The 13,543-nt window shown below is 62.2% G+C and carries 15 protein-coding genes; 11 read left to right on the top strand and 4 right to left on the bottom strand.

The genetic code is table 11. The features are described from left to right. Window positions 1-8 precede the first annotated feature (8 nt). The gene (locus tag AC3I65_RS13355; RefSeq protein ID WP_173406919.1) at window positions 9-449 is read left to right on the top strand and encodes a hypothetical protein; all 441 of its coding nucleotides are present in this window, start codon (window positions 9-11) and stop codon (window positions 447-449) included. Window positions 450-588: 139 nt separating this feature from the next. On the opposite strand, the gene ytfE is transcribed toward AC3I65_RS13355, so the two are convergent. Beyond that, window positions 589-1,263, bottom strand: a complete 675-nt coding sequence (gene ytfE, locus AC3I65_RS13350) for an iron-sulfur cluster repair protein YtfE (RefSeq protein WP_047225844.1) — start codon at window positions 1,261-1,263, stop codon at window positions 589-591. Between the two features lie 159 nt (window positions 1,264-1,422). Between ytfE and norR the strand changes: the two genes are divergently transcribed. The 10 genes from norR to AC3I65_RS13300 all read left to right on the top strand — a co-directional run bounded on the left by norR (window position 1,423) and on the right by AC3I65_RS13300 (window position 9,766). After that, complete coding sequence (gene norR, locus AC3I65_RS13345) at window positions 1,423-2,955, top strand: nitric oxide reductase transcriptional regulator NorR (protein ID WP_160892323.1); 1,533 nt, start codon at window positions 1,423-1,425, stop codon at window positions 2,953-2,955. A gap of 113 nt (window positions 2,956-3,068) precedes the next feature. Then, window positions 3,069-3,371: an IS3 family transposase gene (locus AC3I65_RS13340; protein WP_047230570.1), complete on the top strand. Its 303-nt coding sequence runs from the start codon at window positions 3,069-3,071 to the stop codon at window positions 3,369-3,371. Then, on the top strand, window positions 3,368-4,204 hold the full coding sequence (locus tag AC3I65_RS13335) for an IS3 family transposase (RefSeq protein WP_047230569.1): 837 nt from the start codon (window positions 3,368-3,370) through the stop codon (window positions 4,202-4,204). The genes AC3I65_RS13340 and AC3I65_RS13335 overlap by 4 nt, the downstream gene beginning before the upstream one ends. 196 nt (window positions 4,205-4,400) lie before the next feature. Next, complete coding sequence (gene pdxH, locus AC3I65_RS13330) at window positions 4,401-5,048, top strand: pyridoxamine 5'-phosphate oxidase (protein WP_419417051.1); 648 nt, start codon at window positions 4,401-4,403, stop codon at window positions 5,046-5,048. A gap of 88 nt (window positions 5,049-5,136) precedes the next feature. Beyond that, entirely contained in the window at window positions 5,137-5,691 is a 555-nt protein-coding gene (gene moaB / locus AC3I65_RS13325; RefSeq protein WP_160892327.1) for a molybdenum cofactor biosynthesis protein B, read from the top strand. Further along, complete coding sequence (locus tag AC3I65_RS13320) at window positions 5,688-6,935, top strand: molybdopterin molybdotransferase MoeA (RefSeq protein ID WP_281459194.1); 1,248 nt, start codon at window positions 5,688-5,690, stop codon at window positions 6,933-6,935. The genes moaB and AC3I65_RS13320 overlap by 4 nt, the downstream gene beginning before the upstream one ends. Before the next feature lie 81 nt (window positions 6,936-7,016). Continuing rightward, on the top strand, window positions 7,017-8,012 hold the full coding sequence (ubiU, locus tag AC3I65_RS13315; protein WP_047225848.1) for a ubiquinone anaerobic biosynthesis protein UbiU: 996 nt from the start codon (window positions 7,017-7,019) through the stop codon (window positions 8,010-8,012). A 10-nt stretch (window positions 8,013-8,022) separates the two neighbouring features. After that, window positions 8,023-8,913, top strand: a complete 891-nt coding sequence (locus tag AC3I65_RS13310; RefSeq protein ID WP_310662613.1) for a U32 family peptidase — start codon at window positions 8,023-8,025, stop codon at window positions 8,911-8,913. Further along, a complete protein-coding gene (gene ubiT / locus AC3I65_RS13305) occupies window positions 8,907-9,377 on the top strand; it encodes a ubiquinone anaerobic biosynthesis accessory factor UbiT (protein ID WP_488523854.1) in 471 nt (156 codons plus the stop codon). The genes AC3I65_RS13310 and ubiT overlap by 7 nt, the downstream gene beginning before the upstream one ends. Continuing rightward, window positions 9,377-9,766: a putative zinc-binding protein gene (locus AC3I65_RS13300; protein WP_488523853.1), complete on the top strand. Its 390-nt coding sequence runs from the start codon at window positions 9,377-9,379 to the stop codon at window positions 9,764-9,766. The genes ubiT and AC3I65_RS13300 overlap by 1 nt, the downstream gene beginning before the upstream one ends. A gap of 137 nt (window positions 9,767-9,903) precedes the next feature. On the opposite strand, the gene AC3I65_RS13295 is transcribed toward AC3I65_RS13300, so the two are convergent. The 3 genes from AC3I65_RS13295 to AC3I65_RS13285 form a co-directional block, all read right to left on the bottom strand. Then, window positions 9,904-10,581, bottom strand: coding sequence for a Crp/Fnr family transcriptional regulator (locus AC3I65_RS13295; protein WP_047225852.1), 678 nt, complete (start codon window positions 10,579-10,581; stop codon window positions 9,904-9,906). A gap of 217 nt (window positions 10,582-10,798) precedes the next feature. Then, window positions 10,799-11,446, bottom strand: a complete 648-nt coding sequence (narL, locus tag AC3I65_RS13290) for a two-component system response regulator NarL (protein ID WP_047229176.1) — start codon at window positions 11,444-11,446, stop codon at window positions 10,799-10,801. Further along, window positions 11,443-13,242 (bottom strand): HAMP domain-containing protein, encoded by a 1,800-nt coding sequence (locus tag AC3I65_RS13285; RefSeq protein ID WP_076384511.1) that lies wholly within the window; start codon window positions 13,240-13,242, stop codon window positions 11,443-11,445. Before AC3I65_RS13285 ends, narL begins: the two co-directional genes overlap by 4 nt. Between the last annotated feature and the right edge of the window lie 301 nt (window positions 13,243-13,543).

Below are 13,543 nucleotides of genomic sequence, written 5' to 3'. Positions count from 1 at the left end.
GGGGATCGATGATGTATGGGGTTTTGCTAGTCATTCATCTATTGGCGGCTATCGCTTTTATCGGCACGTTGTTTTTCGAGGTTTTTATCTGGCATGCCGCCCGCAGGCCTTTGGCCGAAGGCGTCAAGGACGCCGCCGACCCGGCTATCGCCAAGCGTTCGCGGCAGGTGTTGCACGGGGTGGTGCTGGTGCTTTACAGCGCCGGCATCGCGCTGGCCTGGCAGCATCGCGGTGCATTGAGCCAACCTTTGAGCAACAGCTTCGGCCTGTTGCTGAGCCTGAAGATCCTCCTGGCCTTGAGCATCATCGGCCATTATTTGTGGCTGGCGTACTGGCTCAAGAGCGGGCGGCTGACCCCGGACCGCGCCTGCTGGCTGCGTCGCAGTATCCTGGGACACATGGTGCTGATTGTGGTGTTGGCCAAGGCGATGTTCTATTGGCAGTTTTGAGCAGGAATGAGAGCCACAAACGGCTGTGGGAGCAAAGCTTGCTCGTGATGGCGCAATGTCAGTCGGTATCAATGTTGACTGATCCAGCGCTATCGCGAGCAAGCTTTGCTCCCACAGGGGTAATGGCAATGTTTGAGAGTCAGCGAACGGGTTTCATCGCATTGACGAACAACACATTGTTTTCCAGATGGATGTGCTGCATCAGGTCATCACGAAACTCCACCAGCCCGCGATACAGGGCGCGCCAGGTGTTGCAGGCATCGGAGGGCGGGGTGATCTGGTCGGTCAGGGCAAGCATGGTTTCCAGCGCTTCACCGTGCTGGTCGTGTTCGTAGCGCAGTACCTGGATGGGGGCCGAGGCCCGATCACCCAGGCCCTGTTGCAGCATCGGGAACAGCACCTGCTCCTCCTTGAGCATGTGGCCTTCGAGTTCCTGATACATGTCCTGCAAGTGATCGGCCAGGCCGACGGGGCAACTGGCCCGGGCGCCATGGACCATCTCGACGCGGCGGGCCAGACGGATCAATTCCGGCAGCTGTTCGCGGTGACGGGCGTGGTAGCGTTCCAGGATGTGGGCGATCAACAGCGCCTGGGGTTCGTCGCGCCAGTCATGGCCCAGTTCCCCAGCGGCCTGCAGGGTGCGCAGGGCATCGGCGATCAGCAGTGGGTTCAGGCCCTTGCCCAGCGCTGCTTCGCGCAAGGATTTTTGCCCGCCACAACAGAAGTCGAGGTTGTAGTGATGGAAGGTACGGGTGGCACCGGGAATGTCGCAGGCCAATTGGCCGAGGCTTTGTTCCAGCAGATCGAGGCTCATCATGTTTCCTTGGGTTGAATCCCGGGAGGGACAGATGAGCGAACTTTGCAGCCGACGTGCCAGAATTAACTGTCTGAAAATTAACGGATAAATATTTACCAGGGTGATTCTCACCCTGGCTGCAAGGGGTCAAACGAACCCTGGAGGGTAATCACTACCATGCTGCGTGAAAGCCTGGCCGCCGACCTGATCGTCGAGTTGCCCAATGCCGTTCGATTGCAACGCCTGGTACAGACCCTGCGCGAATACTTCAACAGTGGCGCCGTAGGCTTGTTGCGCCTGGACGATGACAGCCTCAGGCCCGTCGCCACTGTAGGCCTGGTGCATGAAGCGCTCGGCCGTCGGTTCGTGATCGCCCAGCATCCGCGTCTGGCGGCGATCATGGCGTCGCGCGAACCTACCTGGTTCGAGCCCGACAGCCGCTTGCCCGACCCTTATGACGGCTTGCTCGATAACCACGTCGGCGAGCCGCTGCCGGTGCACGACTGCATGGGCGTGAGCCTGTACGTGGAAGGGCGGCTCTGGGGCGCGATCACCCTGGATGCCTTGCACGCCGGCACCTTCGACAGCCGCGCAAGGGAAGAACTCAAACGGTGCACCTTGCAGATCGAAGCGGCGGTGCGGGTGACCCGGCTCGAGCAGGAAAACCGCAGCCTGCGCGCCTCGCGCAGTGATCTGCCGGATGTCCGTCGGCCGGCCGAGGAGGGCGAGATCCTTGGGCGCAGCGAGGTGCTGGATCAACTGCTCAACGAGCTGGACGTATTGGCCGACTCCGAACTGCCGGTGCTGTTGCTGGGAGAAACCGGTGTCGGCAAGGAGTTGTTTGCGCGTCGTTTGCATCGCTTGTCCCGGCGCAGTCACAAGCCGCTGGTGCAGGTCAATTGCGCAGCCTTGCCCGAGTCCCTGGCCGAAAGCGAACTGTTCGGCCACGTCAAAGGGGCATTCTCCGGCGCTACGACTGACCGCGCGGGGCGTTTCGACGCGGCCAATGGCGGCACGCTGTTTCTCGACGAGGTGGGTGAATTGCCGTTGAGTGTGCAGGCCAAGTTGCTGCGCACCCTGCAAAACGGCGAGATCCAGCGCCTGGGTGCTGACAAGCCGCTGCACGTCGATGTGCGGATCATCGCCGCCACCAACCGCCACCTGCCGGACAGCATTCGCGATGGGCTATTTCGCGCCGACCTGTATCACCGGCTCTCGGTCTACCCGGTGCCGATCCCGCCGTTGCGCGAACGCGGTAGCGATGTGCTGATGCTCGCCGGGCATTTCCTCGAGTTGAACCGCACGCGCCTGGGCTTGCGCGGCTTGCGCCTGTCACCGGCCGCTGAACAGGCGCTGCTGGCGTACTCCTGGCCGGGCAATGTGCGGGAGCTGGAGCACGTGATCAGTCGCGCGGCGTTGAAGCAACTCAGCCGCGGGGCCAGTCGCAGCCTGATCATGACCCTGGAGCCGCAGGTGCTGGACCTGGACGTCAGTGCCAGCGGATCCACGACCCACGCGACACTTGAACAGTCTCTAGAGGTCGCCGATGTACCATTCCAGCCGCTGAATGAAGCTGTCGACACTTGCCAGCGCCAGGCGATCCTCAAGGCCCTGGAGCATTGCGGGCAGAACTGGGCCGGTGCGGCGCGGCTGCTGGAGGTCGACCCGAGCAACCTGCATAAACTGGCGCGGCGGTTGGGGCTCAAGTAGCCGGCGACCTATTAGACCGAGTCGTCTTCATCGCGAGCAGGCTGAACTGGCCTAATGATTTTGGACACTTCAATCGGGCGCTATGATGGCGCCCAAATCTGAGGTGTTTGGATATGCGCAAATCTTATTCCAGTGAGTTCAAGCTCAAGGCTGCCAGCATGGTGCTGGACGAGGGCCAGTCCGTTCCCGAAGTCTGTGCCAGCCTGGATATTGGCCCTACCGCCTTGCGCCGTTGGGTCGACCAGGTTCGCAAAGAGCGCTTGGGTTCGACCCCCGAGGGGGCTAAGGCGATTACCGCCGATCAGCGAGAGATTCAGCAGCTCAAAGCGTTGCTCAGGCAAAAAGACCTGGACATTGAAATCCTAAAAAAGGCCAGTGCTCTCCTGCTTTTGGACTCCAAAGATCATTCTCGTTGATCAACGAGCTGGACGAGCAGTACGGCGTTAACAATTGCTGTCGGGCGTTTGGGGTCAACCGCAGCAGCTTTTACGCCTGGCGTCAGCGCCAAGGCAAGGTGAAGCCTGAGCGGGAGAAACTCAAAGCCGTGCTGGTCGAGCATCACAAGGAATCCAGAGCATCCGCCGGGTCTCGCACCCTTTCCAAGGAACTGCAAGCAAAGGGGCATCGTGTCGGGCGACATCTGGCTCGCAGTTTGATGCGCGAAGCCGGTGTTGCCAGTCATCAGCGGCGGCGGCACAAGTACAAATCTTCCGGCGTGGAAGCGCTGGTAGCGCCGCATGTGCTCAAGCGCAAGTTTGATGTCACGGCGATCAACCAGGTGTGGTGTGGAGATGTGACGTACATCAAGGTGGGTAAGCGCTGGATGTATTTCGCGGCAGTGTTGGATTTGTTTGCTCGCCGGATCGTGGGGTGGTCGTTTTCAATGATTTCCGATGCCACGCTGACCTGCGAAGCGTTGCGAATGGCGGTTCAATTGCGAGGCTGTCCAAAAGAGGTGCTGTTTCATTCTGACCAAGGTTGCCAATACACCAGCCACAAATTCAGGAATGAGATGCGCAAGCATGGACTCCTGCACAGCATGAGTCGTAAAGGTGAGTGCTGGGACAACGCCCCGATGGAGCGTTTCTTTGGGAGCCTGAAATCAGAGTGGGTGCCAGACGATGGCTACAGCTCGGAGCATGAAGCCCGCGTGGATGTGCAACGTTATGTGATGCGATACAACAACGTCAGGCTCCATAGCTACAACGACTACCGGTCGCCGGTAGCCATGGAGAAACTGGCGGCGTGAAACCTTAACTGGTGTCCAGAATTACTTGACCAGTTCAGGCTCGCTCCCACAGGGAACTCCATAGGCCCAATGTGGGAGCGAGCCTGCTCGCGATGGCATCGGCACGTTCAACACAAGATCCGCCATTGACAACGATCAAGGCCTGCCCGCGCGACAGAACCCACACTGGAGCAAATCCATCGTGGAGATCATCGTCATGCCCCTTTCCCTGGCCAAAATGCGTCGTCAGTACACCCTGGACGGGTTGGATGAAGCCCAGGCACCGGACGATCCGATGGTTCTGTTCGGGTTATGGATGCAACAAGCCCGCGACACCGAAAGCCCTCCGGTGGAAGCCAACAGCATGACCCTGGCGACCGTGGACGAGCAGGGCCGGCCGCACTGTCGGGTGCTGCTGCTCAAGGGGTTCAGCGATGAAGGTTTCACATTTTTCGGCAACTACGACAGTGGCAAGGGACGGGACCTGGCGATCAATCCGTGGGCGGCCATGACGTTTTTCTGGCCGGGGCTGGAACGGCAAGTGCGGGTTGAAGGGCAGGTCCACAAGCTCGATTCCGGGCTATCGGATGCCTATTTCATTTCCCGCCCCCTGGCCAGTCGTCTTGGTGCCTGGGCCTCGCCGCAAAGCCGTGAGCTGGAGGATCGGGCCGCCCTTGAGGCGTTGCTGACGCAGACCGAACGACGGTTTATCAATCAGCCAGTGCCGCGTCCCGAACACTGGGGCGGCTACTGCCTGAGGCCTGAACGGCTGGAGTTCTGGCAAGGCCGCGCCGACCGTCTGCACGATCGCCTCGACTACCGCCTGCAAGAAGGCGTCTGGCAGCGTATCCGCCTGGCACCGTAAACGCCGAGGGAGGTACCTCTATCGGGGAATAGGCCCGGCCCCGATTGCGGTTCAGGCTGGGCCATCTTTTTTTAAAGGACGGCTGACCATGGCCCATCTGACGCAACGCCACTTTCAACCGCTGAATATTGCGGTGCTGACCATCAGCGATACCCGTAGCTCCGAAACCGATACCTCCGGGAAAACCCTCGCCGATCTGCTGCAAACCGCCGGGCATGTGCTGATCGACCGTGGGCTGGTGAAGGACGATATCTACCAGATCCGCGCCCAGGTCTCGCAGTGGATCGCCGACCCTGAAGTGCAAGTGGTGCTGATGACCGGCGGCACCGGTTTTACCCCCCGCGATAACACTCCCCAGGCGGTGCTGCCGCTGCTGGACAAGCAGGTGGACGGGTTCGGCGAACTGTTCCGGCAGGTGTCACTGGCAGAGATCGGCATGTCCAGCCTGCAATCAAGGGCATTGGCGGGTATGAGCAACGGCGTATTGGTGTGCTGCCTGCCGGGTTCGCCGGGCGCGTGTCGCACCGGTTGGGAACAGATCCTGGTCGGTCAACTGGACAGCCGCACCGGCCCGTGCAACTTCACTCCCCACCTCAAGCCGCAGCCCGGCGTTGTCGTTGAGCCTTGCGGGACGCGCTCATGAGCAGCGGCGCGTGTGGCAGCGTCTGTGAGAGCGGCGCGCTGATGCCGGTGGATGAAGCCATCCGCTACCTGCTGGATCAGGCACCGCTGCCGCCTCCGGTGCAACGGGTGGCGCTGGACCAGGCCCTGGGCCGGGTGCTGGCGACAGACATCCGCAGCCCCATGAACTTGCCTGCGTGGGACAACAGCGCCATGGACGGTTATGCCCTGCGGGCCGCTGACCTGCCAGCCGGCGGAGGTTATCTGACCCTGGCCGGGCGCATTGCCGCCGGACAGGCATCCAATAATCCGCTGCAGCCCGGGCAGGCCGTACGGATTTTCACGGGCGCGCCGCTGCCGCCGGGGGCAGACACCGTGGTGCCCCAGGAAAGCTGTCGGGTAGCAGGTGAGCGGGTCTGGTTGCCACCGGTCAATGACGGCGACCATGTGCGCAAGGAAGGCGAGGAAGTGCGCCGAGGAGACCTGTTGCTTCGTGCCGGCAAGCGCTTGCGGGCCCAGGAGCTGGGGTTGCTGGCCGGTGCCGGGATTGCGCGAATGGAGGTCTATCGGCCGTTGCAGGTCGGTCTGCTCAGCAGCGGCGATGAACTGCGCGAACCGGGCGAAGCATTGGCGCCGGGGCAGATCTACAACAGCAATCGCCATAGCCTCGCGGCACTGCTGCGCGGCTGGGGCATGGAGGTGCATGACTACGGCGCCATGCCCGACAAGCTGCTCGCCAGTCGCCAGGCCTTGAGCCTGGCGGCGGCCGAGTGTGATGTGCTGCTGACCTCCGGCGGCGTTTCGGTGGGCGAGGAGGATCACCTCAAACAAGCCATCGAAGCGCTGGGCAGCGTTGACCTGTGGCGCCTGGCAATCCAGCCGGGCAAACCGCTGGCCTTTGGCGAAGTCGCCGGCAAACCCTGGATCGGTTTGCCAGGTAACCCATCGGCGGCGCTGATTACCGCATTGATTGTCGTGCGCCCGTTCCTGTTCCGGGCCCAAGGCATGGACGAAGTATTGCCTATCTCGTTGCAGTTGCCGGCCGGGTTTGACTGGCCAAAGCCCAACCGGCGGCGGCAGTACCTGCGGGCGAAACTGGTCCCCGGTGCCGATGGTTCGCTGTGTGTCGAGCTGCATCCCCAGCAAAGTTCGGCCATGTTGGCTGCCGCATGCTGGGCCGACGGTCTGGCCGTGGTCGAGTGCCAGGCGCACGTGCGCATGCTCGACAAGGTGATGTACTTGCCGTTCGCGAGCCTGATGCATTAACGGCAATTGATTGTCGTCAAGGTCGCCGCCGATGAGCTGACTAGACTGGCGGCGCTCCGAGTTTTCTCATGAGGATGCCCCATGCAACTGGTTTGCCCGGCAGGGAATCTGCCTGCCCTCAAAGCGGCGGTGCGCCAAGGCGCCGATGCCGTCTATGTCGGCTTTCGCGATGACACCAACGCCCGGCATTTCGCCGGGCTGAACATGGACGACAAACAGTTCGACGCGGCGGTCGCGCACATCCGCCAGCACCAACGCAAACTCTATGTGGCGGTCAACACCTACCCACAACCCAAGGGCTGGGAGCGTTGGCAGCGCGCGGTGGATCGCGCCGCCGATCTGGGCGTCGACGCCCTGATCGCCGCCGACCCCGGGGTGCTCGGCTACGCCAGCCAGCGCCACCCACAACTGGCCCTGCATCTTTCGGTACAAGGTTCGGCGACCCATGCCGCGGCGCTGGCTTTTTACGCCGAGCGCTACGGCATTCGGCGTGCGGTGCTGCCACGGGTGCTGTCCCTGGCCCAGGTGCGGCAGGTAGCAGCAGCGAGCCCAGTGCCGATCGAAGTCTTCGGTTTCGGCAGCCTGTGCATCATGGCCGAGGGCCGTTGTCACTTGTCCTCTTACATCACCGGTGAGTCGCCGAACCTGTGCGGCGTGTGCTCACCGGCCAAGGCAGTGCGCTGGAGCGAAGACGCCGACGGCCTGAGCGCACGCTTGAGCGAGGTGCTGATCGACCGCTACACCCCTGACGAGCCGGCCGGTTACCCGACCCTGTGCAAGGGCCGCTTCCTGGTCGGCGGCAAGCGCTTCCATGCCCTGGAAGAACCCACCAGCCTCGACACCCTGGACCTGCTGCCGGAGCTGGCGGCCATCGGCGTCGAGGCAGTGAAGATCGAGGGCCGCCAGCGCAGCCCGGCCTACGTTGAACAAGTGACCCGGGTCTGGCGCGCCGCACTGGATGCCCACCGGGCTGCGCCGCAACGATTCCGGGTGCGGGAAGAATGGCGCCAGGTGTTGGCCGGTTTGTCGGAAGGCAGCCAGACCACCCTGGGCGCTTACCATCGATCATGGCAATGAGGGAGGCCAGATGAAACTCAGCCTGGGACCGGTCCTGTTTTACTGGGACAAAGCGCAACTGGGGAATTTCTACGCCGAGATGTCGGCCTTGCCGCTGGATGTGATTTACCTGGGGGAAACCGTGTGCTCAAAGCGCCGGGCATTCTCCCTGGATCAATGGCTGGGCCTGGGGCGCGAACTGCAAGCGTGCAGCCAGGCACAGATTGTGTTGTCGAGCCTGACGCTGATCGAAGCGGCCTCGGAGCTGTCATCCTTGCGTCGGCTGTGTGACAACGGCCAATTGTTGGTGGAAGCCAATGACATGGGGGCGGTGCAGTTTCTCGCTGAACGCAAGTTGCCTTTCGTGGGCGGCCCGGCGTTGAACCTGTACAACGGCCATGCCCTGGGGCAATTGCTCGACAGCGGCATGATTCGCTGGGTACCGCCTGTGGAGTGCTCGGCGGCGCTGATCGGCGATGTACTGGAGCAGGTGCGGGAAATGGACCGCGAGGTCCCCGAGGTGGAGATTTTTGCCTACGGCCACTTGCCCCTGGCTTATTCGGCACGCTGCTTCACCGCCCGGGCCGAAAACCGGCCCAAGGACGACTGTCAGTTCTGTTGCATCAACTATCCCGACGGCCTGGCGCTGAGCAGTCAGGAGGGCCAGCAACTGTTCACCCTCAATGGCATTCAGACGATGTCCGGTGAGGTGACCAATCTGTTGGCCGATTACCCCGCGCTGATGGCCAGTGGCGCCGACGTGCTGCGTCTGAGCCCGCGCGCCCAGGGCATGGCCGAGGTGGTCAGGGCCTTCGACAACGTTCGCCAGGGCGAGGCACCACCGCTGTTTGTGGCCGGTTGCAACGGCTATTGGCACGGTCATGCCGGTATGTTGAAAGTTGAGGAGGCGGGCCTGTGCTGAGTCGAAAAAAATGGTTGCTCAAAGGCGCTGACCGGGTGCTCCCGCTGGTGGGCAAGGTGCCCTTTGTCGTACAGCGCCTGGCGTTGCAGCAGGCGCTCAACCGTTGCCTGGCCGAGCCGCTGCGCGATGGCGGGTTCGAGGTGTTGCGCGAGCGTTGGCTATGCCTGCGGGTACCGGACCTGAAGTTGTGCTGGTACCTGACGCTGTCGCGGGACGGACTGCGCATTGCCGAACAAGCCGAAGCCCAGGTCAGCATCAGCGGTAACTGGCGTGAATTCCTCTTGCTCGCCAGCCGTCAGGAAGATCCAGACACGCTGTTCTTCCGGCGACGCCTGGTGATCGAGGGCGACACCGAACTGGGGCTGGCGCTGAAGAACCTGATCGACAGCCTCGACCCGGAGGTCTTGCCGCCCTGGTTATGGCGCAATCTGGAACGGGCGGGCAAGGGATTGGCGGCGGCCTGATGAAAGCTCCAGGCTCACTGCCCCTGGTGTACTCCTGTTCCGGTTGCTCCAACGTGGCGCAACTGGCCAACACCGTCGCCCTGCGCCTGGACCGCGCCGGCCTGGCCGAGATGTCCTGCATCGTCGGGGTCGGCGGGCATGTGCCGGCACTGGTCAACAAAGCGCGCTCGGGGCGGCGGATCATCGCGCTGGACGGTTGTCCGTTGCAGTGCGTTCAGGCGTGTTTGCAGCAGCATGATCTGGAAGCGGACGTGCATGTGATTTTGAGCCAGTTGGGCTGGCGCAAGCGTTTCGGCGTCGATTGCACGCAAGAGGAGGGGGACGCGTTGTTTGAGCGGTTGATACCGATGATCGTTGGAAATGACACCGCAGATAGTGAGTCTGGCTGAACCTATGGCGAGGGGATTTATCCCCGCTGGACTGCGAAGCAGTCCCAATGCGCTGTGTCAGATAGTTTGAATAGGGGCCGCTTCGCGCCCCAGCGGGGATAAATCCCCTCGCCACAAGGGAATTGGGGCTGCGCGGGTTATTGCTGGTAAGCGTCCAGCTCATCTTCGGCCAGGATGCGAATGTTGCGCCGCTCCATGGCAATCAGTCCACCGTCTACCAGGCGATGGAGAATGCGCGAAAAAGTCTCTGGCTGGATTCCCAGCTTGGAGGCCACCAGGCGTTTGGACACCTGTAGCACCACCTGGCCGTCGCGCGGGTCGCGTTCCTGAAGCAGAAAGTTGATGACCCGCCGACTGGCGCTGGCCAGGGTCAGGTTGTCGATGTCCTTGAGGCGCTGGTGCAAATGGATACTCATGCTCGCCAGGATCGCCAGGCAGACCTTCGGCTGGTCTTCCAGAGCCTTGCGGTAATGAGTGCCTTCGATACTCACCAGTACGCTGTCCTTGAGCGCCGACGCACTGACCGGGTAGCACCGGGCCTGGCTGAACAGCAGAGCCTCGGCGAAGGTCTGCCCGGGCTGGATGATTTCCACCAGGTTTTCCTGACCTTCACCGGTGACCCGGAACAGCTTGATCTGACCGCTGACCAGCAGGAAAAACCGCTTGGCCGGGTCGCCCTGGTGCATGAGCGTGCTGTTGCACTCCAGGCGTTTGAGCACGGCCAGGTTGCACACGTCTTCGAAGACCCGCTCCGGTAACTGGCTGAACAGGTGATGACGACGCAACAGTAAAACGATGGAAGGATGAGTCAGCATGGCGTACCTCCGCGTGCCGTCATGGTAGAACCCCACGCGCCCCCGGCCTATGCCTCCGCAGGCCTACCTCGGAAGAGGGAGGTGCGTCCCCGCTCAAACACAAACCCTGTGGGAGCGAGCCTGCTCGCGATAGCGGAGGGTCAGCCTGCAGGGATGTTGAATGTGCCGCCGTCATCGCGAGCAAGCTTTGCTCCCACAGGAGGTTTGGTTTGCCGGGCTAGCCCACTCCGCGCAGATGCTCCATGGCCCACACGGCGGCTTCGACCCGTGAGCGCAACCCCAGTTTGTGCAGCAGGTTTTTCACATGGACCTTGACCGTGCCTTCGGTGATGCCCAGCTTGTGGCCGATGACTTTGTTGCTGCAGCCGCCGGCGATGGTCTTGAGTACCTGGCGTTCGCGTTCGGTCAGTTCCACGTCGGCCTGGCGGGGAGGGGAGCGCAAGGCCTGGGCCATGACGCGGGTCAGGCCGGGGCTGATCACCAGCGCGCCGTTGAGGGCATCGCGGATGTACTGCACCAGCAACTCCGGCTCCATGTCCTTGAGCAGGTAACCGTTGGCATCCAGGCGCAGGGCATCGCGAATGTCGTCCTCGGCGTCGGATACGGTGAACAGCAATACCTTGCCGGTGTAATGCATGGCCCGCAGCCGGCGCAGGGTTTCGATGCCGTTCATTTGCGGCATGTTGTTGTCCAGCAGGACCAGGTCAGGTTTGAGCGGTTCGATCAGGGTCAGGGCTTCTTCGCCGTGGCTGGCTTCGCCGACGATGTGCAAGTCGTCTTCGAGTTCGAGCATTTGGCGGATCCCTCGACGCATCATTGGATGGTCGTCGACCAGCAGGAGGGTGTGACGCAGGGGGGCGTTCATGTTGCGAGACCTTCGCTGTGTTGGCCCAGGAATTCCGGTTGGAAATGCACCTGGATACGGGTGCCCTGGGGCGTTCGGGAGATAATTTGCAGTTGGCCGCGCAAGCTGCGGGCCCGTTCGTTCATGATGTTCAGGCCGTGGTGTTCGCGCTGGTCCACTTCGCCACTGAAGCCCCGGCCATCGTCTTCGACCGACAGTCGCACGGTTTCGCCTTCCTGGCGCAGTTCGAGCCAGGCGTTCTCTGCGTGGGCATGGCGCAGGCAGTTGGAGAGCGCCTCGCGGGTGATCTGCAGGATATGAATCTGCTCACTGGCCGACAGCTCGAAGGCCAGGGTGTCGACGAACAGATGCACCCGGAAATCGCCCCGGCGGGAGAATTCTTCAGCGGTGTCCTTGAGTTCCTGGACCAGCCCGTCGTCGTGGATCTGCAAGCGGAACGTGGTGAGCAGTTCGCGCAACTGCCGGTAGGCATTGTTCAGGCCTTCGCGCAGTTCGGCGGTGACAGTTTCCAGGGTTTGCACCGGCTCGCCGCGACGCATCAGGGTTTGCATGCGGCTGACTTGCAGCTTCATGTACGACAAGGCCTGGGCCAGGGAGTCATGCAGTTCGCGGGCGATGATCGTGCGCTCATCGAGCAACAGCAGGCGATGGTCCTGTTCGCGCTGGCGCTTGAGAGACAGCGAGGTGCCGATCAGGTTTGCCAGGGCCTGGATCAGTGCGGTTTCCCAGGGTTGCGCCGCGTGACCGTCGACAAAATGCGCCTTGAGTTCACCCAGTTCCGTGCCCTGGTTACTGATGCTGAACGTCTGCGGCCGGGCGCTGTGGTGTTTCTGGCAGGTGGCGCAATCGCTGCTGGCGCAGACCTCGCGGCTGTTGGCGCCATGCAGCGACAGCAGTTGCCGGGCGGGCGCCTGCAACTGGCCTTGCAGACACAGCGACAGGCGCAGGCCCGGCAGTCGCTGTTGGAACCGGCTGATCAGTTCATCCAGCCCTTCGGCATTGGCCTGCCGCGTGGCCAGGCTGCGGCTGCTCTGGTACAGCAGCTCCAGGGCGGCATTGGCCTGTTGCAGGTTCAGGGTCTTTTGCTGGACCTGATTCTCCAGGGTGCGATGGGATTGCTCGATGGTCTCGGCCATGGTGTTGAAGCTGGTCGCCAGTTGGCCCAGTTCATCCTCTGACTGATGGTTGACCCGCACCTGGAATTCGCCACGGCGAAAGCGCTGGGTGGCGTCCACCAGTTCCTGCAAGGGCGTGACCACGCCGTACTGCAATTCATACAGACCGATCAGCAGGATGATCATGGTGGTGAACAGCGCCATGCCCTGGATCGTCTGTTGCCAGGCTTGCTTGTGCTCGCTCTGGCGTTGCAACAGGGTGACGAACTGGTCCAGTTGCGCAACGAAGGAAGCGGCACTGGCCTGGAAGAACGCCGAATCGCCGCGTTCGATCGCCGGGCGCAAGGTCTGGTTCCAACGCTGCATGAGGCTCTGATAACTCTGATGCAGGGAGGTCGCCGGTCCGTCTTCCAGCACGGCGCGCAAGGACGGGCTTTCGAGACGTCGTTGCAGGCTGTCGATGATCGCCGGGACATCGTCGCTGGCCCCGGCTGCCAGTTTCCAGCTCAGGTGATAGGTCTCCATACGCACGGAACCGGCGGTGTTGATGGCGGCCGCGTCGCCCTGGCTGAACCAGGCAATCAGACCTGCGCTCAAGGAACTGGCCAGGGCGAGGATGGCGATCAGGATCACCGCCAGCCCGGCGCGAGCGGGCAGGGAACTGCGCAGCCACCGCATCATCGAGACTGGCCCTGGAGGAAATTCTGCAAACCGAACATGGGGACGCCCTGGCGTTGGGGGGGATAGCAGCCGATCCCGGGCGCACTACCTCTAAAGAGTTGTCGGCCGCTACGTTTCGATAAAAGCCACGGCCGAAATGTTCAAAGCCTTGATAAATAAAGGTTCTTATCAACTTCAGGCTCTACCCCCTAAGAGGTAGACGGGCCCAGCATAGGCCAGTACCGCCGGGACGCACGTTGACCCAGGTCAAGTTTTTACGGGGTAGGCATCACTAGGCTGCGCTCATCGAACTGACGGGGAG

Source organism: Pseudomonas sp. N-1-13, from assembly GCF_057787095.1.
Note: the sequence above shows the minus strand (reverse complement) of the source record. Positions and strands in the feature narration are given on the sequence as shown.

What these genes read in the sequence shown, in the direction of transcription:
- moaB (WP_160892327.1), top strand. Translation starts at nt 5,137, where the DNA reads ATGGCCCATCTGACGCAACGCCACTTTCAACCGCTGAATATTGCGGTG.
- pdxH (WP_419417051.1), top strand. Translation starts at nt 4,401, where the DNA reads ATGCCCCTTTCCCTGGCCAAAATGCGTCGTCAGTACACCCTGGACGGG.
- AC3I65_RS13295 (WP_047225852.1), bottom strand. Translation starts at nt 10,581, where the DNA reads ATGCTGACTCATCCTTCCATCGTTTTACTGTTGCGTCGTCATCACCTG.
- AC3I65_RS13310 (WP_310662613.1), top strand. Translation starts at nt 8,023, where the DNA reads ATGAAACTCAGCCTGGGACCGGTCCTGTTTTACTGGGACAAAGCGCAA.
- AC3I65_RS13320 (WP_281459194.1), top strand. Translation starts at nt 5,688, where the DNA reads ATGAGCAGCGGCGCGTGTGGCAGCGTCTGTGAGAGCGGCGCGCTGATG.
- AC3I65_RS13340 (WP_047230570.1), top strand. Translation starts at nt 3,069, where the DNA reads ATGCGCAAATCTTATTCCAGTGAGTTCAAGCTCAAGGCTGCCAGCATG.
- norR (WP_160892323.1), top strand. Translation starts at nt 1,423, where the DNA reads ATGCTGCGTGAAAGCCTGGCCGCCGACCTGATCGTCGAGTTGCCCAAT.
- AC3I65_RS13355 (WP_173406919.1), top strand. Translation starts at nt 9, where the DNA reads ATGATGTATGGGGTTTTGCTAGTCATTCATCTATTGGCGGCTATCGCT.
- narL (WP_047229176.1), bottom strand. Translation starts at nt 11,446, where the DNA reads ATGAACGCCCCCCTGCGTCACACCCTCCTGCTGGTCGACGACCATCCA.
- AC3I65_RS13285 (WP_076384511.1), bottom strand. Translation starts at nt 13,242, where the DNA reads ATGATGCGGTGGCTGCGCAGTTCCCTGCCCGCTCGCGCCGGGCTGGCG.
- ytfE (WP_047225844.1), bottom strand. Translation starts at nt 1,263, where the DNA reads ATGAGCCTCGATCTGCTGGAACAAAGCCTCGGCCAATTGGCCTGCGAC.
- AC3I65_RS13300 (WP_488523853.1), top strand. Translation starts at nt 9,377, where the DNA reads ATGAAAGCTCCAGGCTCACTGCCCCTGGTGTACTCCTGTTCCGGTTGC.
- ubiU (WP_047225848.1), top strand. Translation starts at nt 7,017, where the DNA reads ATGCAACTGGTTTGCCCGGCAGGGAATCTGCCTGCCCTCAAAGCGGCG.